Source organism: Bacillus sp. FSL R5-0443, assembly GCF_038608285.1.
GTDB lineage: Bacteria > Bacillota > Bacilli > Bacillales > Bacillaceae > Bacillus > Bacillus velezensis.
Window position 1 is genome coordinate 1,059,483 of the sequence record NZ_CP152013.1, and the last position, 21,314, is coordinate 1,080,796.

The following is a 21,314-nucleotide window of genomic DNA, read 5'->3' on the forward strand; positions in this document are numbered from 1 at the left end:
TTGTCAGCTGTCATTCTGTTTATCAGCGCTGATCGACCCGTGAATAAACACGGAGATGGCTTCTTTTTGCAATTCGATTCTTTGCTGAATGGTATCGTTTTTATATAACACATCTAAACCGTAGAAGACGGATAGCAGGATTTTTACTTTTGATTCGACATGATGAATGGACCAGCTGCCGTCTTGATTTCCCTCTTCTAAGATCTCCCTCATCACATCGTCATATTCAATATCAATTTTGTTGAGCCGTTTTACGACCTCCTCTGACGTAAACGCACTCGCATAAAACTCTTCACTTGCTCTCATAAGCGGGTAATTGATGCTCATCCGGCTGAGCAGCTCCGCAAAGCCCGCCAGCTTTTCGGCAGCATCTTTCAGATCAGCTTCCATTTCCCTCCACGTCTCGATCATCACGCGGTGATCCTCTTCCATGATATGAAGAAACAGAAACTCTTTTCCTTTAAAATGGTGATATAGATTGCCTTTACTGATTTCGGCCGCCTCTAAAATATCCCGAATCGATGTTTCTGAATATCCTTTTTTTGCAAATAAGTCACGCGAAGCGGATACGAGCCTGTTCTTCGTCTTTTCGCTCTTTCCGGCACCGCCTTTTGTATTTGTCACTTCACACAGATCCTTTCCGCCTCATTCATATCGTTGTCCCGGCAAAGCGGGGCTCGGTTCGTTTGAAACCGACCAGTTGGTTTATTTTATTATAAAAGGTTTTTTCTGATTATACAATGAAGAAGGTATCCATTGTTTAGAGGGAGTATAAAACGGCTCGAAAAGTAAACCCCATTCTCTCATGTTGAAAGAACGGGGTTTGTCAGCGGTCTGAAGACTCCCGGCGGGGGAGCGTGATCTGCCTGAACCGTTATTTGCCGTTATTTACCTCGGTGTAGCTTGTGTTCGGCGCGTTTGATACCGTTCCCCCTGTATGGTGGGAGGGAGAGTGGGCCATATCGTATAAAAACCAGACGGCATGACGCTGTTCGTCAAATGCCGTGCGGGCAAATAACCGCTTCGCTTCCGGATGCACCGCTCTATCGGATGCCTGCAAATAAAAATCATTCGTTTTCTGCTCATCATAAAACGCCGCCCTCAGTCCTTCTCTGTATGTGTGCGGACAATGCTCCGTCTGTTTCGGCGTCAACTGTTTTCCGGTAATTGACGTATACAGTGAAGAAAAAGCGTGCAGGTGGCGCACTTCTTCTTCTCTGATATGTTCGATTCGTCTTCTGATTTCTGCGGTCGGCGCTTTTTCGGCTAATATTGAGTAGCAAATCACAGCGCTGTATTCACCGTTTATGGATTTTACCAGATCCTTTATAAGCACAGAATCGTCACTGCAGATGGCTGTATAATGAAAAAAATTCTCGTGCATTGGACTCACCCCCGAATGTTTATAGGGTATTATACGGCGGCAGCCCGTGACATGTGCGGATGTCATTTTTATTCTTGATCCAGCGGCGATGTAATATGGTCGTCGTAAGTGTCGACAAAAAGCCGGCCGTTGCTTCCGCGCACAGCGTATACGACGTCTTCCGGTTTGAGGTTTCTCTTGTCCAATTCTTCTCTCAGCCATTTTTCCGATACGTGGTTTTCTTCCAAATTTTTCATCACCAGCCGGCCGTCCATAATCAGCTCAACGGCAAAGTTCTTTTCATGTCCGGCAAAGATGCCGAGATCCTGTCTTGTAACGGGCGCAAATTCCGGTTTGACCTCCACTGACATGCTGCCGTTTGTTTCAATGATGGCAGTCTGAACCTGAGAAATGTCAAATACGTCATTTACACGCAGCTGCTGGTTCAAGTAGTCGATGGTATAACGCATCGTTTTCATATTATGCTCAAGTATTTTACCGTTTTGAATGATAATGGTCGGTTTTGCCTGCAAAGAAACCCCTCAGGACCCTGTTTTTCATAGAAAGATATGCGACAAGGTAAATGATTGCCACGAAAATAATGTAGGCAATGACATGATAATGAATCGGCAGCTTTGTATTAAACGACAGATTTGCCGTGATGGCGCCGAGCGAGATGGCCGCAATGAAATCAAAAAGCGTCATCTGTGAAATGGTTTGTTTACCGAGTATCCGGGCGCCGATAAACAGAATGCTGAACGACAGAGCCGTCCGTACAATTACTTCGGGATATTCTGACATCATCATTAGTCCTTTTTTCTTTATTTTGGTCAAAAACGAAATTTTTTAAAACAGTCATCCCGTTTTTACCAGCAGATGAGATTGGTCATTTTCGTCAACTTTCGATAAAATGTAGAAAGATAAAAAGAGAGGGGTCTTCTAATTGGGTGTTGAGTTTTTAGTAGGCAGATCGGGGAGTGGGAAAACGAGGCTGATTATCGACAGCATTCAAGATGAACTGCGCCGGGAGCCGTTCGGGAAACCGATCATTTTTCTAGTCCCGGATCAAATGACGTTTTTAATGGAATATGAGCTTGCTAAAACGCCGGATATCGGCGGCATGATACGCGCTCAAGTGTTCAGTTTCTCGCGTTTGGCGTGGCGCGTGCTTCAGCATACCGGGGGCATGAACCGCCCGTTTGTGACGACGACGGGTGTGCAGATGCTTTTAAGGAAACTGATTGAAGAATATAAGCACGAGTTTAAAGTGTATCAAAAAGCGAGTGACAAAACCGGGTTCACTGAGCAGGTGGAACGGATGCTGACAGAGTTTAAGCGGTATTGTATTGAGCCTGAAGACGTCCGACGCATGGCGGAAAGCGGAACGGCGTCAGAATATCGCGGAGAGCGGATGCTGTCTGAAAAACTTCATGATTTAGGCATTTTATATCAGCAGATGGAAAGAAGCCTCGCCGGACACTATTTGCATTCAGAGGATTATTTGACGCTGCTCGCTCAGCAGATTCCTTTGGCGGACGTTGTAAAAGGCGCCCGTGTTTACGTCGACGGATTCTATCAATTTACGCCGCAGGAATTAAGGGTGCTGGAGCAGCTGATCATGCATGCTGAACATGTCACATTCTCGCTGACGGCGGACAGCCCTTCGGCGGAACAGGCACCGGATGAGCTCGATCTGTTCAGAATGACGGGAAGCACATACTATAAGCTTTATCAGACGGCAAAGGAATTGAATGCCGATATTTCCTGCAAGGAACTGCATGGCACGAAGCGGCATCAGCATGCGCCGGAGCTTGCCTGTATAGAGTCGCAGTACGATGTGCGTCCCGCCGCGGCGTATACCGGCGGACAGGAAGCTTTTACCGTCATGCAGGCGCAAAACAGAAGAGCTGAGCTTGAAGGTATTGCCCGGGAAATTCAATCACTTGTCCGGGACGGAGGATACCGGTACAAAGATATGGCGATTCTCATCCGTCAGCCGGAAGATTATAAAGATTTGCTGAAGGAAGTGTTTGCCGATTACGGGCTTCCTTATTTTATTGACGGAAAAGCTTCTATGCAGCATCACCCGCTTATTGAATTCATCCGTTCAAGCCTGGATGTCGTGAAGGGGAACTGGAGATATGAAGCGGTGTTCCGCTGTGCGAAAACCGAACTGTTATTCCCGCTTGATCAGCCGGAGCAGAAAATAAGGGAGCAGGTTGATCAGCTTGAAAATTACTGTATCGCCTACGGCATTAAAGGGGAGCGCTGGACGAGCGGCGAGCGGTTTGTATACAGGCGCTTCGTATCGCTCGATGAGGATTTCGCGCAGACAGATCAGGAAATAGAGATGGAGAACATGCTGAATGAGACGAAAGAGTGGATGGCCGCGCCCCTTGTCCGGCTTCAAAACCGGATGAAAAAAGCGAAAACGGTTCAAAGCATGGCGGAGGCTCTTTATCTCTTTTTGGAAGATACCGATGTTCCCCTGAAGCTGGACCGGAAAAGGCAGCGGGCCGAAGAGGCCGGAAACATGATCGAAGCGCAGCAGCACGGCCAGGCGTGGGATGCCGTTATCCAGCTTCTCGAGGAGTTTGCCGGCATGATGGGTGAAGATGAAATATCTTTGGCGCTGTTCCAGCAAATGCTTGAAACGGGAACGGAATCGCTTCATTTTTCTTTAATTCCGCCTGCGCTTGACCAAGTATTTGTAGGGAATATGGATCTCTCAAGAATGTACGGCACGTCCTGCACATTCGTCATCGGGGCCAATGACGGCGTTCTTCCGGCGCGCCCGGATGAAAACGGCGTGCTGTCTGATGATGACCGGGAGTGGCTGAAAGCAGTCGGAGTGGAGCTGTCTTCCGCGGGGCGTGAGCGGCTGCTTGATGAGCATTTTCTCATCTATATGGCGCTGTCAAGTCCGTCTGACCGTCTTTATGTGTCATACCCGATTGCCGATGCGGAAGGAAAAACGCTCCTGCCGTCAATCGTTGTAAACCGGCTTGGCGAGCTGTTTCCCGATCATCAGGAAAAGCTGTCAGCGGCTGATCCCGAGCAGGTAAGCGAAGAAGAGCAGCTTCAGTATCTCGTCAATAAACAGGTGGCTCAGACATATACGGCAAGTCAGCTCAGGCTGTGGACAAGAGAGTACGAGATCAGTGACGTATGGTGGAGCGCATACAATGTGCTGATGAAAGAGCCTGATCACCAGCGTGCGAAAAAGCTGTTTTCAAGCTTGTTTTTCCGCAATGAGGCGAAGCGTCTTGAACGGCCTGTTTCGCGCCAGCTTTACGGCGAGCATATTAAAGGAAGCGTCTCCCGGATGGAGGCGTTTAATGCCTGCCAGTTTTCTCATTTTGCATCTCACGGGCTTCAATTAAAAGAGCGGCAGTTTTTCAAGCTGGACGCGCCGGATATCGGCCAGCTGTTTCACTCCAGCCTGAAGCTGATTTCAGACCGGCTTCGTGAGCAGAAGCTGGAATGGCGCGATCTGACGAAAGATCAGTGCCGGAATTTCTCCTATGAAGCGGTGGAACGGCTTGCGCCAAAGCTGCAAAAAGAGATTCTGCTCAGCTCAAACAGACACTTTTATGTGAAGGAAAAACTGCAGAAGATCGTCACGCGTGTTTCTGGCATATTAAGCGAGCATGCGAAGGCGAGCGGTTTCGTCCCGGTCGGTCTTGAACTCGGTTTCGGCGGAAGCGGGCCGCTGCCTCCGCTCACTTTCACGCTGAAAAACGGCTGTACGATGGAACTCGTCGGACGGATCGACCGCGTGGATAAAGCGGAAAGCTCAAAAGGCCTGCTGCTGAGAATCGTTGATTATAAATCAAGCGACAGGGGGCTTGATCTGGCTGAGGTGTATTACGGGCTCGCTCTGCAAATGCTCACATATCTTGACTTATCGATTACACATTCCGAAGATTGGCTCGGTATGAAAGCGACCCCGGCAGGCGTTTTGTATTTCCATATTCATGATCCGATGATTCAGGCCAGTCTGCCGATGGGGCTTGATGAAATCGAGCAGGAAATTTTTAAGAAATTTAAAATGAAAGGCCTTCTCCTCGGTGACCGGGAGGCGATCAGCCTGATGGACACGACCTTGGAGGAAGGGCGTTCAAATATCGTCAATGCCGGTTTGAAAAAGGACGGGTCTTTAAGATCCGACTCAGCCGCGGTCAGCGAACGGGATTTTCATCTGCTGACAGACCATGTGCGGCGGACATTTGAACAGGCGGGCGAAGCGATAACGGACGGGCTTGTGTCCATTACCCCGTATAAGCTGAAAGATAAGACGCCTTGTACGTACTGTGCGTTTCAATCGGTGTGCCAGTTTGATGAGTCGCTTAAGGAAAATGAATACCGCAGCCTGAAAGCGGAAAAAGACGGCACCATACTGGATTGGCTGAAGAAGGAGGCGGATGATGATGCAAATTCCTAAACCGAAAGACAGCATATGGACGGATGACCAATGGAGCGCCATCGTTTCTTCCGGCCGCGATATTCTGGTCGCTGCCGCAGCCGGATCAGGTAAAACGGCCGTGCTCGTGGAACGGATGATCAGAAAGATAATCGCGGAGGAAGATCCGGTTGATGTTGACAGGCTCCTTGTGGTGACCTTTACAAACGCCTCAGCAGCGGAGATGAAGCATCGGATCGCGGAAGCATTAGAAAAAGAGCTCGCCAAAAATCCGGGATCTCTGCATATCAGACGGCAGCTCTCTCTCTTGAATCGGGCGAGCATTTCGACGCTTCACTCTTTCTGTCTGCAAGTGCTTAAAAAATATTATTATATGATTGATCTTGACCCCGGTTTTCGGATGGCTGACCAGACGGAAGGCGAATTGCTCGGAGACGAAGTTCTTGATGAGCTGTTTGAAGATGAATACGCAAAAGGGAATCAGGCGTTTTTTGAGCTTGCGGACAGATATACGACAGACAGGCATGATCTTGATCTTCAAGACCTTGTCAAACGGGTGTACGAGTATTCCCGGTCGCATCCTGACCCGGAAGTATGGCTGCAAAGCTTTGTCCGCCTGTATGATGTGACGGAAGAAAGCAAAATGGAAGAGCTTCCGTTTTATCAATATGTGAGAGAAGATGCTGAAATGGCGCTTTTCGGGGCAAAACAAAAGCTTGAGAAGGCGCTTGAACTGACAAAAGCGCCCGGCGGGCCGGCCCCGCGCGCTGATAATTTTCTGGATGACCTTCAGCAGATAGAAGAGCTGATCAGCTGCCGGCATGACTTCAATGCGCTGTATGAACGGGTTCCCGCAGTCTCCTTTAAACGGGCGAAGGCGGTAAAGGGTGATGAATTTGACAAAGCGCTTTTGGACGAAGCGACCGATTTGCGAAACGGCGCGAAGAAACTGATCGAAAAGGTAAAGACCGATTATTTTACAAGAAGTCCGCAAGATCACTTAAAGAGTTTAGCAGATATGAAGCCTGTCATCGAAACGCTCGTTCAGCTCGTGATATCGTACGGAAAACGATTTGAAGCGGCGAAACAAGAAAAATCAATTATTGATTTCTCAGATTTGGAACATTACTGCCTGGCGATTTTAACTGCGGTTGATGAAGAAGGCCGGCGGGTGCCGAGCGAAGCGGCCGTTTATTATCAAGACCAGTTCCATGAAGTTCTGGTTGATGAATATCAAGATACGAATCTTGTGCAAGAGTCTATCCTGCAGCTTGTTAAAAGCGGGAATGAAGAGACGGGAAATCTGTTTATGGTAGGCGACGTCAAACAATCGATCTACCGTTTCAGACTTGCTGAGCCGCTGCTGTTTCTCGGGAAATATAAAAGGTTTACAGAAAGCGGGGCAGGCACGGGGCAGAAAATTGATCTGAACCAAAATTTCCGCAGCCGCTCCGATATTTTGGACAGTACGAATTTCTTGTTTAAGCAGCTGATGGGCGGAAAAATCGGCGAAGTGGATTACGATGAACAGGCGGCATTGAAGCTCGGCGCATCGTATCCGCCGAATGACGCGGCAAAAACGGAACTGCTGCTCATTGACAGCGCTGATGGCGCAGACAGCTCCGAGGATGCCGAAGACTTTGAAACTGTGCACTGGGAAGCGAAAGCGATAGCCGGGGAGATCCGAAAGCTTGTCTCATCTCCGTTTAAGGTATATGACGGCAAAACAAAAACACACCGGAATATCCAGTACCGGGATATCGTAATTTTGCTGCGCTCCATGCCGTGGGCGCCGCAATTAATGGAAGAGCTGAAAAACCAGGGTATTCCGGTGTACGCCAATTTGACGTCGGGTTACTTTGAAGCCGTGGAGGTGGCTGCGGCGCTTTCAGTCTTGAAGGTGATTGATAATCCGTATCAGGATATTCCGCTTGCTTCCGTGCTGCGCTCGCCCATCGTCGGCTGTGACGAAAATGAACTTGCGCTGATACGCCTTGAAAAGAAAAAAGCGCCGTTTTATGAAGCGCTGAAAGCATATATAGCGAACGCTGACAGGCATGATGAACTGTATCAAAAACTGAGAACCTTTTATGACAGTCTGCAAAAGTGGCGGTCATTTTCGACGAATCATTCGGTGTCTGAGCTGATTTGGGAAGTATACCGCGATACCGGATATTTTGACTATGCAGGCGGCATGCCCGGCGGAAAGCAGCGCCAGGCCAATCTGCGCGTCTTGTATGACCGGGCGCGCTCGTACGAAGCGACGGCGTTCCGCGGGTTATTCCGCTTTTTGCGGTTCATTGAACGGATGCAGGAGCGCGGCGATGATCTGGGGACGGCCCGGGCGCTCAGCGAGCAGGAGGATGTCGTTCGGCTGATGACGATCCACAGCAGCAAAGGACTTGAATTCCCCGTCGTTTTCACCGCCGGACTCGGCAGAAGTTTTAATATGATGGATCTCAACAAATCATACCTGCTTGATAAAGAGCTCGGTTTCGGCACGAAGTATATTCATCCGGAACTCAGAATCAGCTATCCGACTCTTCCGCTTGTGGCGATGAAGAAAAAGATGCGCAGAGAGCTCTTATCCGAAGAATTGCGCGTATTGTATGTGGCGCTGACCAGAGCGAAGGAAAAGCTGTTTCTCGTCGGTTCCTGCAAAAACCGGGAAAAACAGCTGGCCAAATGGCAGGCGCAAGCAGACCGGGCCGATTGGCTTCTTTCTGAATTCGACCGCTATCAGGCGTCATCTTATTTGGACTTTATCGGGCCGGCGCTCATCCGCCACCGTGACATGGAGGCGCACAGGACGCCGGGACTTTCCTCATCTGAGGATATCGCGCGCGACCCGTCGCGTTTTCACATCCGGATGCTTCAGCAAAGTGAATTGCTGGAAGAGAATCCAAAAGAACGTGCTGAAGAAAAGAGCAAACGTCTCAAAGCGATTCAGCAGGGCGAGCCGATTCCTGATTCGTTTTCATTTGATGATCAGGCGCGCCGTCTGCTTGAATGGGAATATCCGTACCGAGAGCTGACGGCTATCAGAACGAAGCAATCAGTTTCTGAGCTGAAGAGAAAGCAAGAATACGAGGATGAATACAGCGGCCGCTCTCTCATCAAACCGTCAGGAGACACGCTTTTATACAGGCGTCCCGGTTTTATGATGAAAAAAGGGCTGACAGCCGCCGAAAAAGGGACGGCGATGCATACGGTGATGCAGCACATACCGCTGACGCACGTTCCGACTGCCGAAGAAGCGGAGCGGACGGTCCGGATGCTTTACGAAAAAGAGCTGCTGACAGAAGAACAGCAGGAAGCTATTGATTTAGAAGAAATTGTCCAGTTTTTCGGAACTGAAATCGGGAAAGATCTTCTCAGGGCGCTGCGGATTGACCGGGAAGTGCCGTTCAGTATGGCGCTTCCGGCCGGCGAGGTGTACAAGGATGCCGAAACGGCCGGTGAACCGCTGCTCGTGCAGGGGATTATTGACTGCCTCTACGAAACGGCGGACGGTCTCTATTTGCTGGACTATAAAACAGATCGGATAGAGGGGAAATTCCGGAACGGATTTGAAGGCGCGGCTCCGATTCTGCAAAAAAGGTATGAAACACAAATCGAATTGTATACAAAAGCGGTTGAACAAATTACAAAAACGAAAGTGAAAGGGCGTGCGCTCTATTTCTTCGATGGAGGTCACGTTCTTACACTGTAACAAGATCCGAAGCTCCTTTTTGGAGCGGATCTTTTTTTCTATCAAAAAGTGAGGTGAATGCGGTATGCGCATTTTACATACAGCTGACTGGCACCTCGGCAAAACGCTGGAAGGCAGAAGCCGGCTGAGCGAGCAGGCCGAGGTATTAGAAGAGCTGAATACCATTGTCAAGGAAGAAAATATTGATGCGGTCATTATGGCGGGGGATGTATTTGATACGGTCAACCCGCCTGCGCTCGCTGAACAATTGTATTACGAAAGTCTTTCCGCGCTTTCTGACGGCGGAAAGCGCCCGGTCGTCGTCATTGCCGGAAACCATGACAATCCCGACAGGCTGGCGGCGGCTTCTCCGTTAACAAATGAGCGCGGCATTCATTTAATCGGCTATCCGCGGACAGAACCCGTGCATATTGAAGTGCCGTCGGCGGACGAGCTGTTAGCCGTAGCTGCGCTGGCATATCCGTCAGAGGCGAGATTAAACGAAGTGCTTTCTGATACGTTTGAGGAAAAGCTTCTTCGCGATCATTACGATGTCAAAATCAGAGAGGCGTTTGCTCACATGTGCGGACTGTGCCGGGACGATGCCGTGAAAATCGCGGCGAGCCACATTTATGTCGCGGGAGGAAATCAGACCGATTCAGAGCGTCCGATTGAAGTCGGGGGCGCTTACACAGTTGCCGCTGACAGCCTGCCGGCTGATGCGGCTTACGTGGCTCTCGGCCATCTCCACCGTCCGCAAACGATCAAGCGCGCCAAGACGGCTGCCCGTTATTCAGGCTCTCCGCTCGCATACAGCTTTTCAGAAGCCGGTTATGCCAAATCGGTGACGGTGGTAGAAGCGAAGCCCGGCGGAGAAGCGAAGTGGGAAGAGATTTTCCTGTCTTCCGGTAAACCGCTCGTCAAATGGAAAGCGCAGGGGCTGAGCGAAGTTCACGGCTGGCTCGATGAAGGGCGTGACCGGAATGCCTGGATCGATCTTGATATCCATTTGACGGATCAGCTTTCTCTCGAGGAAATTCATCGGCTGAGAAAGGCGCATCCCGGCTTTATCCATATCAGGCCGGTTTTTGAAGAAAAAGAGACCGAAAATGACCGGATTGAAGTGAAACACACATCAATTGAGGATCGATTTAAGAAGTTTTATGAAAAACAAACGGGCGGCGGCGTGCCGGATGAGGAGATGGTCAAGCTGTTTTTAGAGCTTGCGTCAACAGATGATGAGGAGGATGCGACATGAAGCCGATTCTGTTAACGATAAAAGGGCTCCACAGCTTCAGAGAGGAACAGACCATCGATTTTGCCGGACTGTCCGGAGCCGGGGTGTTCGGAATTTTCGGGCCGACCGGAAGCGGAAAATCATCAATCCTTGATGCCATGACACTCGCTTTATACGGAAAAGTGGAGCGCGCCGCAAATAATACGCACGGCATCCTGAATCATGCCGAAGAGCAGCTCGCCGTCTCATTTACATTCGCGCTTCAATCCGGCCACCGGGTTTCCTACAAGGTCGAGCGCGTTTTTAAGAGAACGGATGAAACGAAAGTAAAAACCGCCCTCTGCCGCTTGATTGAAATCAAAGAGGAACAAACGGTGCTGGCCGATAAAGCGAATGAAGTGAACAAAAAGGTAGAGGAGCTTCTTGGCCTGACCATTGACGACTTTACAAGAGCCGTCGTGCTGCCGCAAGGAAAGTTTGCCGAGTTTCTGTCGCTTAAAGGCGCGGAAAGAAGACATATGCTCCAGCGCCTGTTTAATCTGGAACAGTACGGGGACAGGCTTGTCAAAAAATTGCGGCGGCGGGCGCAGGAAGCGGCAGCGAAAAAAAATGAAATGCTGGCGGAACAATCCGGGCTCGGAGACGCAGGAGAAGATGCGCTGAAGCAGGCTGAACAGCAGTTTCACGAAGCGAACGAACGGCTTGAAGAAGCTGAGAAGAAACGGGTCCGGGCAAAAGAGCGCTTTGAGAATCACCAGGAAATTTGGAACCTGCAGACAGAAAGAGATGAATATGAGCGCCGGGAGAAAAAGCTTGAGGAAAGACGCCCGTACATCACGGATTTGACTGAGCGTCTTAAAGAGGCGGAAACAGCTCTCGCCCTTGAGCCGTACGCAGACCGTTACACAGAAGCCGTCCGCCGGAAGCAGCACGCTGAACGGGAACACGAACTGGCCAAACGGAAATCAGAGGCGGAAACCGTTTCATTTACCCGGCAAAATGAAGCCTATGAAGCATGGCGGGCCCATAAGGCCGAACAGGAGCCGAAGCTTGTCAAGGAAGAAGAGCTGTATCAAAGACTTTCAGCCATTGAACAAAAACTGCTTGAAGCGAAAAAAGAAGCGGAAAAAACAAATGCGGAACACAGCAAAAAAGAGGAAGAATACGAAGCCGCCTCGAAACAGCTGGCCGGAGTGAAAGACCGCCTGACCCGCGGCCAAAACAGGCAGAATGAGCTGAAAGAAGAGCTGAAAGCAGTTCAAGTGACCGCCGATGAACGGAAAAAATGCCAGACCGCAGCACAGCTGGCGGCAGGCTTTCAGCAGACACAGGAACAAATCACGAAAGAGCGGGCCAATCTGACAACGCAGCTGAAAAACGTGGAGAAGCTGAACGGAGAAAGCGAGTCGCTCACAGCGAAAGCGAAAACGGAAGAGGAAGACATTACGCACGCTTATCAAACGCTTCAAACCGTTTACCATATGGTCTGTGAAACGGAACGTTCACTGAAAGCCGCAGCCGAACGGGCTGACAAAACGCAAGCCGATCTCCGCAGGCGCTCAGAGGAAGCGAGAACGGCTGCATTAACAAAAGAATTATCGGAAAAACTAATCGAAGGAAAGCCTTGTCCTGTATGCGGCTCGACGCAGCATGACCGCCCGCGTTCCGCTCATGAAACATTCTCGCCTGATACGGCTGTACAGGAACAGCTGCAGCAGGTTGAAGCGCTGCTTTCTGAGGCGGCGGCTCTTTCTCAGGAGGTGCTGACAGCCAAGGTTGCATTAGAAGAGCAGTCGGGGCGTTTTACCGAAGAATGTCCGTTTCTGCAAAGCGCCCGGGTTCCGGAGCTGGAAGCCGCTTCCTCCATCAGCGGACGCCCGCTTGATGAAGCGTTCAGCGCCGTCCGCTTGGAGTGGAAACAAATGAAACAGGATATGCTGTCGGTAAAAGAGAAGGTCACAAGACTGATCAGCGCGCATCAGCAGACGGTGAAACAAGCTGAGCAGCTTGCCGAACGAATCCGCTACGAGGAAAAAGAAGCCGGCCGTCTCAGACATTCATTAGAAGAGCTTGAATCGCTGTCAGAAAGCCGATTGAATCAGTACAATGAAGTCTGCGGTGATATTCCGCCAAACCGGATTGACGCCTGGCAGGCTTCGATAGATGAGAAGGACAGGCAGGCAGAAGAATGTGAGAAGCGCATTGAAACAAGCATCGCATTCCTCAAGGAACATGAAGAGGAGAAAGAACGCCTGCAGGAGATGAAGCATCGGCTTGAACGGGAACGGCTCGAGCTTCACTATGCGTCTGAGCGCCTGCAGCAGGTGATTGACGGATATGAACAAGAGCTCGGAACAGCAGCTGAAGAAACATCAATTTCCGCAAAGCTTGAAGCGGTGCGGCAGGAATTACAGCTGTTAAAATTCAAAGAACAGTCCCTATTCGATGCGCTGAAGCAGGCGCAGCAATCACTGAATGACGCAAAAGGCCGGGAATCCGGGAGTCTCATGTCACTCAGGGATGCTGAGACCTCCCTTGAGAAAGCGCAAAACGACTGGCGCGTGAGGTCAAAAGACACCGGGTTTGCCGAGCCGGACCAAGTCAAAAAAAGTCTGCTTCCGCAAGGGCGTGCAGAGGAAATGAAAAAAGAAATAGATGAGTTCATGGACACCTCAAAACAGCTATCGGCAAATATCAGCCGTGTTACTGATAAATTAGCCGAGCGCCGGATATCGGAGGAAGAATGGACAGCATCCGTTTCTCTGCTGAAGCAGGCAGAGGCTGAGTCAGGCGCCGCCATGGAGGAAAAAGGAGCACAGGCAAAAGCCTTCGCGGTTATGCAAAAACAGCATAAGCGCTTTAAAGAGATTGAAGCCGAACTGAAAAGCTGGCAGACACAGATTGACAAGCTTGATAAGCTCCAGTCTGTATGTAAAGGCAATACATTCGTCGAATTTTTAGCGGAAGAACAGCTGGAAAGTGTGGCTCGGGACGCCTCTGCCCGTCTCGGAGCTTTGACAAGGCAGCGGTATGCCATATTAGTCGATTCAGAAGGCGGTTTCGTCATGCGTGATGACGCGAACGGAGGCGTCAAACGGCCCGTATCAAGCCTTTCTGGCGGAGAGACGTTTCTGACATCGCTGTCGCTTGCGCTTGCCTTGTCCGCCCAGATTCAGCTGCGGGGGCAATACCCGCTGCAATTCTTTTTCTTAGATGAAGGATTTGGAACTCTTGACCAAGGGCTCTTAGACACCGTTGTCACAGCGCTCGAAAAGCTGCAATCGGACAACTTATCCGTCGGAGTGATCAGCCATGTGCAGGAGCTGAGAGCGCGTCTGCCGAAAAAATTAATCGTTCATCCGTCCGAACCGGGCGGGAAAGGCACCCGGGTCACATTGGAGATCATGTAGAAAGGAGAAGGAATCATGGCCGATTCTGCCGAGGGCACATGTGAATTATGCGGCCGCCATCATGTGCGGCTGACGGAGCACCACTTAACGCCTAAGGAAGAAGGCGGGACATTCCTTCCGACCGCAATGCTCTGCATCCCTTGTCATAAACAGGTTCACGCGCTCTATACGAATCAGGAGCTTGCGGCAAGGCTCGCGGGAATAGAAGAGCTGCGGCGTGACCCGAAACTCGCGCGGTTTGTGAAATGGATCAGAAAACAGCCGCCGGAAAAGCTTGTAAAAACAAAAAAAGCAAATGAACGAAAATAACGCTGAACCAAAAGCAGCCCTCTTCTGAAAGAGCGGCTGCTTTTTAGGCGTTTCCGACCACATTTTGATCGCTGACATCGGGGTCTATATAGTTTGTCGCATTGACAACGTTGTTTAATAACAGGAAATCTCCGGTATTGCCTGCTCCCGAACCGAGCGCAGATTTAGAAGAGCTTTTTGGAGAAAGGTAAAAGGAATCACCAAAGTTTACGACTCCGCCCGATATGGAATTGATAGCTATAGGTCCGGTAATTGCTGGCATAAACGACACCCTTTATAGAAGTCTCACCGTCATTATATGTCAGGGCTGCTGTGATTGTGAGCTTGGCGTGAAGATCTGCCTAATATGTTTCAGCCGCGAATCTCCCAGAACGATCGACGTCGATCCGATTTGAACCACGGACGCTGACGATACCCCTTGAACTTTCACATTCCTTACCCGAATTGAAGGGTTTTCATGGCAGAATGCGCTTTGGACTCCCGTTTCCGGTAACGGCATGACGGCCGGCTGCCGAAAAATCTGGTATTCTTTTTTGTTAAATGAGCCTTCATCATCTCTGTATACAGCAAGACTACGCTGATCGGCCAATACTTTGATCCGCATATTGATTTCATTCGTATCGCCTGCTTGAAAAACACTCGCAATCCCGACTGAATTGATTTTGGCGTTCCGGAGGCGTGAAATGCGCTTTAACATTATTCCGGCGCCAGCGGCACATAAGGCCCGATAATAAGAGATTCCGGAGGCGTGTCAAAGATGGAAGACAGATAGACGGAATCGGTGTCGCCGATTAATAATAAGGAAGAACTGGATACACCGGTAGACCGGATGTCGCCGACTTCAATATTCCGGTTAATCACTGTAAAAATCATGACGGATCATCACCTTTCATTTCACCAGGTATGTGCTTAATAAAGTGCTCGACGGCCCTGACAATATCACGCTTCACATGTTCGGCAATCTGCTCGGCATATTGCGCGGGCGCCGTATTTTCTTCTTTCGGGACATGGGACAGATAATACTGAATCCGGCTGTCCATCTGCTTTCTGATATCTTCAATAATATGATATTTGTTCGTTTCGTCCAGCCTGCTCTCATACTGAGTTTCGAGCTGTTCTAAAAGCGCGGGGATTTCTTCATTCAGGTACATATCGACGTTTTGGCGGATTTGCTGCATTTGCTGGCCCGCCTGTTCCTGCTGCATCATTCCGACCTGCGGAGATGTCTGGCCGACTTCGAAGTTTTGCACGGCATTCGGATCAGTCGGATTCAATCCGATATTCAGCGTTCCTTCTAACCGTTCAATTTTCAGCTGATCAAATTTATACTCGAGCCGATCGATTCTTGTAGAAGGCTGCTGCTTCAGCGTTGAAATTTCATTTTGGAATTCTTTCAGCTGCCGTTCGAGCTCCTGAATCTGCTGCGCCTGCTGCTGGACGAAAGAATTTAAATTCTGCAGGTAGGATGAAACGGATTGATCATACATGACATTCACCTCGCGTCTCGTTTCCTTCATTAAAACTACCGGCTTGGCGGCTGGAGCGGTACAAATGATGAGGTGCCGGGACCTCCCCCTGTTGTTACAGTCTGCTGCCCCGCGGTGACAGGCGGCGCCGGCTCAACATAACTCCCTGTGTTGTACAGATTGGAAAGAGATTTAATTGAACCGGCGCTTCCGATTTGCAGTATGGAGGAATTGCTGACAGATTCTACACGCATGTAATTGATATGGATCGACTGATTGACGTAAAAATTCATACGGCGCCTCCTTTATGCGTTTCCTGCCATCGGCTGATCGATTACATCATTATCGTACACATTCGTTGAATTCCTGTAATTCGTCAGTGTGAGATTGTCTCCGGTATTGAAGCTGCCCGCTCCGGCAAATGTCTTAACCTCTGCTTTTGGAGAAATGGTGATGCAGTCGCCTATATGAACGACTCCGCTCGTACCGACGGCATTAATTTTAAACGCTCCGACAATTGCGGGCATACGAGCACATCCTTTTCGTGAAGATTTTCATGACTGCACTCCAGGAGCTTATCTGGGCTGCCTGCCTAAAATAGCTTATGACAAATGCACATTTTTGTGAGCGGAAAAAACTTTAGACGTAAAAACACCGGCGCTTTACGCATGCCGGGTCTTATACATAAATGATACAGATTTATATACATATCACGTTTATGAGAAAGCCTCTTTTTTTCCTGCGGTGCGGCCGTGCTCAATCTGTGCGGCCGGGTTCAGCCCGCTGTCTTTCGTTTGTTGGATGAGCCCGCCCCGGCACCCGTTTAAAAGGCTGTCCAGCTCCTGGCTGCACCTGATGGTCTCCGTTGCATTGATTCCGAATTTTTGCGCTGTCTCGAATAAAGTTAATCTTTTTTCTTCAATTTTGTTCATCGTGTGATCTCCAATTCTCGATTATTTTGGAAAACATAGGATGACAATAGTATAACCCATTTTGGCCAAGAAGGTTTTATTTCGTCAATATGACTAAAAAAGTGACAATTTTTGATACTCTTTTACACTTATTTTCAGCCTGTTTAAAAGAGGAATTTCCCGCCCGGAGGAAGAATACATAAAGGAATGCCAGATTTAAAAATGATGGGGGATTAACATGAAATTTGCGACAGGGGAACTGAACAGCCGAACATTTGTCGGTCTGATCATTGATGATGACAAAATCTTAGATCTGCAAAAGGCTGAAAAAAAGTTGTTTGAACTTGAGACGATTCCGGGTTCGCTGATCGAGTGCATTCAAAAAGGAGATAAGTTTGTCGCGCATGCCGGACAGCTTGCGGAATGGGCGAAAAAACCGAATGACGAGTCGGGTTCATTTATGTATGCGCTGTCTGACGTAAAGCTTTGCGCGCCTATTCCGAGACCTTCAAAGAACGTGATCTGCATCGGGAAAAATTATCGTGATCATGCTGTTGAAATGGGGAGTGAGGCGGATATACCGGAGCATCCCATGGTTTTTACGAAAGCCCCGGCTGCCGTTACAGGACACGGAGAAACAGTGGACAGCCACTTGGACGTAACGGAGCAGCTTGATTATGAAGGGGAGCTTGCGGTAATCATATCAAAAAGCGGATCGCACATCTCCAAAGAACATGCGCTTGATCATATATTCGGCTATACAATTGTAAATGATATAACAGCGCGCGATCTGCAGAAGAAACATAAACAGTTTTTTATCGGCAAAAGCCTCGATACGACATGCCCGATGGGCCCGGTCATTGTACATAAGTCGGCCGTCAGTGATCCGCAAAACCTGAAAGTTGAAACGCGGGTGAACGGAGAACTGCGCCAATCAGGATCAACGGGTGACATGATTTTTCCGATAGCTGACTTAATCGAAACGCTGTCAAAAGGAATGACGCTTGAAGCCGGTGACATTATAGCGACGGGGACGCCGTCCGGTGTCGGAAAAGGGTTTAAGCCGCCGAAATTTTTAAAGCCGGGGGACCGCATTGACATTACAATTGAACCGATCGGCACGCTGTCGAACCAAATCGGATAATTGTGTGTCTTTCGCACGATTGATAATGCTCCGATCGGCTTGTTGTGGTACCATAAGTGAGGCAGATTGATCTGATAGGGGGAATTGAACATAATGACACATTGGCATATTACTTCATGGGTCGTTGCGCTTATCCTGGTATTTGTCAGCTACGGGCTGTACGGTTCCGGAAAAGCGAAGGGCGCAAAAATTACGCATATGATTCTGCGCTTATTCTACATTATTATTATTCTGACCGGAGCTGAGCTTTTTGTCCGTTTTGCGAATTGGAACGGAGAGTACGCCGGAAAAATGCTGCTCGGCATCATTACCATCGGACTGATGGAAATGCTCGTCATCCGCAAGAAAAAAGGCAAATCAACCGGCGGACTGTGGATCGGTTTTATTATCGTGCTCGTCCTGACGGTGCTGCTCGGCCTTCATTTGCCGATCGGCTTTCACGTATTTTAATCAATTGCTTGAAAAACCCGGATGCATCCGGGTTTTTTTAGTTGCGCATACATTCTGCGCAACTGTGCCGCTGAATGAGAAATGCCGTGACAGGGGGATGTTGATGAGGCGAAGGAGATTTGCAGGATGCCAAAAGCGTCAATCACTCTTGTTACCGCAAAAGCTACGGCTGTGAAGGGTCAAAGCAAACGCCGGGCGTCAATCAGCGTGAAAAACAAAGCTGAATACATCAGGCGGCACCTATTTAAAAGGTGCCGCCTGTTTGTTACGCGGTGCCGTCTTGTTTTGCCGCTGAATACATAATGGAGCGCCGTCCGTCAGATGCCGTCCATTCAAATCTGTCGTGTTTACCCGAGCTGCCGCGGTGATGCTGCAGGGCGCATTGTGCGTCATCCGCCGAGAAGTGATAAAACGAAACGCCTTCACCGGAAAACAGCGCCTGATTGTAGGAAAATACGCAATCATATACAGACAGGCCGAACCCGTGAAGATGGCTGAGAAACAGCAGAAACGTTTCATCGTCCAGCGAATCGAGCAAGGTTAACAGCGGCCGTTTGACCGCCTTTTCATAACGGATTTCTTCCCCGCCGAGCAGGGGGATGGTGTCTGCGCCGATTTCGGCCGCACCGCCGCAAATCCGTGCCGGCTGCCATCTGCCGCCGCGTTTCATCAATACGTCTGCGTTACCTAGACTGTCTGCCAGCAGGATATCGCCTTCATCGTTTTCGACGAGGCAGATGCCGTCCTCTATCATCAGGGTGCCGCGCCCCCATTTGTTTTTTTCTGAGAAAAGCTGTTTTCGTTTCATAACCGTGCCGGTCTCCTTTGTTTGTTTCTTCTCTTCCGTTCTTTCCAAATCGGGCTTGTCTCATACAACTCTTAGTGGGACAAATCAACTATCTGCGTTTCTTTGCATAAACTGGGTAAAGTGCTGATAGAAACGAATTTGATACCGACAGAAACGGGATTGGAGCTGATATCACATGTGTGGAATTGCGGGTTGGGTCGATTTTCAAAAGCAGCTCGTCCAAGAGAAACATATTATGAACAATATGATAGACACTCTTTCAAAACGAGGTCCTGATGATTCAAACGTCTGGGGAGAGCCCCATGTTTTATTCGGACATAAAAGACTTTCGGTCGTTGACATTGAAGGCGGCCGCCAGCCGATGGCCTGCACGCATCAAGAGGAAACGTACACCATCATTTATAATGGCGAGCTGTATAACACGGAAGAATTGCGGAAGGAGCTTCAGGCGAGGGGCCACCGTTTTGAGAGGACCTCTGATACAGAAGTGCTGCTGCACAGCTATATTGAGTGGCGGGAGGAGTGCGTGGACCGCTTGAACGGTATTTTCGCTTTTGCCATCTGGGATGAAAAGCGCAAGCGGCTGTTCGGGGCAAGAGACCGGCTCGGCGTCAAACCGTTTTTTTATAAAGAACACGGCTCTTCCTTTCTGTTTGGGTCGGAATTGAAAGCCATTCTTGCTCATCCTGATGTGAAAGCCCGCACAGACAGCGGCGGACTTGCGGAAGTATTCGGACTCGGACCATCCAGAACTCCGGGCTGCGGGGTGTTTAAAGGAATTCACGAGGTGCGTCCCGCCCATGCGTTCACTTTCTCAAAGGACGGTTTGTCCATATGGCGTTATTGGAATGTAAAGAGCGAAAAGCATACAGACAGCTTCGATGAAACCGCGGCTCACATTCGGTACTTATTTCAGGATGCAGTGACACGCCAGCTCGTATCTGACGTGCCGGTTTGCACGTTTTTATCAGGGGGGCTTGATTCGAGCGCGATAACCGCGATAGCCGCCGCTCATTTTGAGAAACAAGGCAGAGATCCCCTTCATACTTATTCCATTGATTATGAGGAGAACAGCAAATTTTTTAAAGCGAGCGCCTTTCAGCCGAATGATGACGGCCCGTGGATCGATAAAATGACAAATGCATTCGGCACACAGCATCATAAGTGCGTGATTACGCAGGATCAGCTGGTTGAACATCTGGAGGAATCCGTTCTCGTCAGAGACCTGCCGGGCATGGCTGATGTTGATTCCTCGCTATTATGGTTCTGCCGGGAAATTAAAAAAGATTTTGTCGTGAGCCTTTCCGGAGAATGTGCGGACGAAATTTTCGGCGGATATCCGTGGTTTCACACCGCGGCAGAAGAAGACGGATTTCCTTGGATGAGGTCGACTGAGGAGAGGATCACGCTCTTGGATGAAAAGTGGCAAAAACGGCTGAATCTTAGAGAATACGTGAATGCGAGATATGAAGAAACCATTGCGGAAACGCCGCTGTTAGACGGTGAGACGGGAACAGATAAAGCGAGACGGCAGCTGTTCTACTTAAATATGCTTTGGTTTATGACAAATCTGCTCGACCGCAAAGACCGCATGAGCATGGGCGCAAGTCTTGAAGTACGGGTGCCGTTCGCCGACCACAGACTTGTGGAATACGTTTGGAATATTCCTTGGGAAATGAAAATGCATGGCAGCCGGGAAAAAGGCATATTGCGGAAAGCGCTTGAAGGACTGCTTCCTGAAGATATTTTGTACCGCAAAAAAAGCCCTTATCCGAAAACGCATCACCCGAAATACACGCAGGGGGTCACAGAATGGCTGAAAACGATTTTACAACAGAAAGATTCCGTGCTTCACACCCTGCTTGACAGAAAGAAGCTGGAAATGCTGCTGGAGACAGAAGGTTCATCTTTTCAGGTTCCGTGGTTCGGCCAGCTGATGAAAGGCCCGCAGCTGATCGCCCATCTTGCCCAGATCCATACATGGTTTGAGGCGTACCGTATCGATATAGAAGAATAACAGTGCCGCGACCGGTTTCCGCTGAAGGATATCGGTCTTTTTATTGTGAAACATATGGTACACTAAAAAACAGAGGAGTGATACC

The 21,314-nt window shown here is 49.4% G+C and carries 18 protein-coding genes and 1 pseudogene; 8 read left to right on the forward strand and 11 right to left on the reverse strand.

The window, feature by feature from the left end; translation table 11 throughout:
• Positions 1–3: 3 nt before the first annotated feature.
• The 3 genes and pseudogenes from NYE28_RS05465 to NYE28_RS05475 form a co-directional block, all read right to left on the reverse strand.
• Positions 4–624 (reverse strand): TetR/AcrR family transcriptional regulator, encoded by a 621-nt coding sequence (locus NYE28_RS05465; protein WP_012117247.1) that lies wholly within the window; start codon positions 622–624, stop codon positions 4–6.
• 250 nt (positions 625–874) lie between these two features.
• Positions 875–1,384, reverse strand: a complete 510-nt coding sequence (locus NYE28_RS05470) for a ferritin-like domain-containing protein (protein WP_337681308.1) — start codon at positions 1,382–1,384, stop codon at positions 875–877.
• 68 nt (positions 1,385–1,452) lie between these two features.
• Positions 1,453–2,167 (reverse strand): annotated as a pseudogene (locus NYE28_RS05475) (DUF421 domain-containing protein).
• 139 nt (positions 2,168–2,306) lie between these two features.
• Here NYE28_RS05475 and addB point away from each other — a divergent pair.
• The 5 genes from addB (at position 2,307) to NYE28_RS05500 (ending at position 14,433) form a co-directional block, all read left to right on the forward strand.
• On the forward strand, positions 2,307–5,807 hold the full coding sequence (addB, locus tag NYE28_RS05480; protein WP_069007028.1) for a helicase-exonuclease AddAB subunit AddB: 3,501 nt from the start codon (positions 2,307–2,309) through the stop codon (positions 5,805–5,807).
• Entirely contained in the window at positions 5,794–9,498 is a 3,705-nt protein-coding gene (addA, locus tag NYE28_RS05485) for a helicase-exonuclease AddAB subunit AddA (RefSeq protein WP_342490479.1), read from the forward strand. Before addB ends, addA begins: the two co-directional genes overlap by 14 nt.
• A gap of 64 nt (positions 9,499–9,562) precedes the next feature.
• Entirely contained in the window at positions 9,563–10,735 is a 1,173-nt protein-coding gene (gene sbcD / locus NYE28_RS05490) for an exonuclease subunit SbcD (protein WP_257726655.1), read from the forward strand.
• A complete protein-coding gene (gene sbcC / locus NYE28_RS05495; RefSeq protein WP_342490331.1) occupies positions 10,732–14,124 on the forward strand; it encodes an exonuclease subunit SbcC in 3,393 nt (1,130 codons plus the stop codon). The genes sbcD and sbcC overlap by 4 nt, the downstream gene beginning before the upstream one ends.
• Before the next feature lie 15 nt (positions 14,125–14,139).
• Complete coding sequence (locus NYE28_RS05500; RefSeq protein ID WP_003155144.1) at positions 14,140–14,433, forward strand: hypothetical protein; 294 nt, start codon at positions 14,140–14,142, stop codon at positions 14,431–14,433.
• Positions 14,434–14,476: 43 nt separating this feature from the next.
• Here the strand turns inward: NYE28_RS05500 and NYE28_RS05505 are convergent, their stop codons facing one another.
• From NYE28_RS05505 to NYE28_RS05535, 7 genes are all read right to left on the reverse strand, one after another.
• Entirely contained in the window at positions 14,477–14,695 is a 219-nt protein-coding gene (locus tag NYE28_RS05505) for a spore germination protein (protein ID WP_003155143.1), read from the reverse strand.
• A gap of 39 nt (positions 14,696–14,734) precedes the next feature.
• Positions 14,735–15,130: a spore germination protein GerPE gene (locus NYE28_RS05510; RefSeq protein ID WP_007409166.1), complete on the reverse strand. Its 396-nt coding sequence runs from the start codon at positions 15,128–15,130 to the stop codon at positions 14,735–14,737.
• Positions 15,130–15,306 (reverse strand): hypothetical protein, encoded by a 177-nt coding sequence (locus NYE28_RS05515; protein ID WP_003155141.1) that lies wholly within the window; start codon positions 15,304–15,306, stop codon positions 15,130–15,132. The genes NYE28_RS05510 and NYE28_RS05515 overlap by 1 nt, the downstream gene beginning before the upstream one ends.
• Positions 15,303–15,920 (reverse strand): spore germination protein GerPC, encoded by a 618-nt coding sequence (locus tag NYE28_RS05520; RefSeq protein WP_003155139.1) that lies wholly within the window; start codon positions 15,918–15,920, stop codon positions 15,303–15,305. The genes NYE28_RS05515 and NYE28_RS05520 overlap by 4 nt, the downstream gene beginning before the upstream one ends.
• Positions 15,921–15,955: 35 nt before the next feature.
• Positions 15,956–16,192: a spore germination protein GerPB gene (locus NYE28_RS05525; RefSeq protein WP_007409164.1), complete on the reverse strand. Its 237-nt coding sequence runs from the start codon at positions 16,190–16,192 to the stop codon at positions 15,956–15,958.
• A gap of 12 nt (positions 16,193–16,204) precedes the next feature.
• Positions 16,205–16,426 (reverse strand): spore germination protein, encoded by a 222-nt coding sequence (locus NYE28_RS05530; protein ID WP_003155135.1) that lies wholly within the window; start codon positions 16,424–16,426, stop codon positions 16,205–16,207.
• Positions 16,427–16,615: 189 nt separating this feature from the next.
• Complete coding sequence (locus NYE28_RS05535; protein WP_007409163.1) at positions 16,616–16,831, reverse strand: aspartyl-phosphate phosphatase Spo0E family protein; 216 nt, start codon at positions 16,829–16,831, stop codon at positions 16,616–16,618.
• Positions 16,832–17,048: 217 nt separating this feature from the next.
• Between NYE28_RS05535 and NYE28_RS05540 the strand changes: the two genes are divergently transcribed.
• Entirely contained in the window at positions 17,049–17,954 is a 906-nt protein-coding gene (locus tag NYE28_RS05540) for a fumarylacetoacetate hydrolase family protein (RefSeq protein ID WP_059367263.1), read from the forward strand.
• Between the two features lie 93 nt (positions 17,955–18,047).
• Positions 18,048–18,404 (forward strand): YisL family protein, encoded by a 357-nt coding sequence (locus tag NYE28_RS05545; protein ID WP_007409161.1) that lies wholly within the window; start codon positions 18,048–18,050, stop codon positions 18,402–18,404.
• 265 nt (positions 18,405–18,669) lie between these two features.
• Here the strand turns inward: NYE28_RS05545 and NYE28_RS05550 are convergent, their stop codons facing one another.
• Complete coding sequence (locus NYE28_RS05550; RefSeq protein ID WP_014417377.1) at positions 18,670–19,212, reverse strand: DUF2777 family protein; 543 nt, start codon at positions 19,210–19,212, stop codon at positions 18,670–18,672.
• Positions 19,213–19,387: 175 nt separating this feature from the next.
• On the opposite strand from NYE28_RS05550, the gene asnB reads away from it, so the two are divergent.
• Positions 19,388–21,229, forward strand: a complete 1,842-nt coding sequence (asnB, locus tag NYE28_RS05555; protein ID WP_025284535.1) for an asparagine synthase (glutamine-hydrolyzing) — start codon at positions 19,388–19,390, stop codon at positions 21,227–21,229.
• Positions 21,230–21,314: the final 85 nt, after the last annotated feature.

Coding starts and splice junctions, on each gene's coding strand:
- sbcD (WP_257726655.1), top strand. CDS start 9,563: ATGCGCATTTTACATACAGCTGACTGGCACCTCGGCAAAACGCTGGAA.
- NYE28_RS05515 (WP_003155141.1), bottom strand. CDS start 15,306: ATGATTTTTACAGTGATTAACCGGAATATTGAAGTCGGCGACATCCGG.
- NYE28_RS05530 (WP_003155135.1), bottom strand. CDS start 16,426: ATGCCCGCAATTGTCGGAGCGTTTAAAATTAATGCCGTCGGTACGAGC.
- NYE28_RS05545 (WP_007409161.1), top strand. CDS start 18,048: ATGACACATTGGCATATTACTTCATGGGTCGTTGCGCTTATCCTGGTA.
- NYE28_RS05505 (WP_003155143.1), bottom strand. CDS start 14,695: ATGCCAGCAATTACCGGACCTATAGCTATCAATTCCATATCGGGCGGA.
- sbcC (WP_342490331.1), top strand. CDS start 10,732: ATGAAGCCGATTCTGTTAACGATAAAAGGGCTCCACAGCTTCAGAGAG.
- NYE28_RS05525 (WP_007409164.1), bottom strand. CDS start 16,192: ATGAATTTTTACGTCAATCAGTCGATCCATATCAATTACATGCGTGTA.
- asnB (WP_025284535.1), top strand. CDS start 19,388: ATGTGTGGAATTGCGGGTTGGGTCGATTTTCAAAAGCAGCTCGTCCAA.
- NYE28_RS05540 (WP_059367263.1), top strand. CDS start 17,049: ATGAAATTTGCGACAGGGGAACTGAACAGCCGAACATTTGTCGGTCTG.
- NYE28_RS05510 (WP_007409166.1), bottom strand. CDS start 15,130: ATGTTAAAGCGCATTTCACGCCTCCGGAACGCCAAAATCAATTCAGTC.
- NYE28_RS05520 (WP_003155139.1), bottom strand. CDS start 15,920: ATGTATGATCAATCCGTTTCATCCTACCTGCAGAATTTAAATTCTTTC.
- NYE28_RS05550 (WP_014417377.1), bottom strand. CDS start 19,212: ATGAAACGAAAACAGCTTTTCTCAGAAAAAAACAAATGGGGGCGCGGC.
- addA (WP_342490479.1), top strand. CDS start 5,794: ATGCAAATTCCTAAACCGAAAGACAGCATATGGACGGATGACCAATGG.
- NYE28_RS05535 (WP_007409163.1), bottom strand. CDS start 16,831: ATGAACAAAATTGAAGAAAAAAGATTAACTTTATTCGAGACAGCGCAA.
- NYE28_RS05470 (WP_337681308.1), bottom strand. CDS start 1,384: ATGCACGAGAATTTTTTTCATTATACAGCCATCTGCAGTGACGATTCT.
- NYE28_RS05500 (WP_003155144.1), top strand. CDS start 14,140: ATGGCCGATTCTGCCGAGGGCACATGTGAATTATGCGGCCGCCATCAT.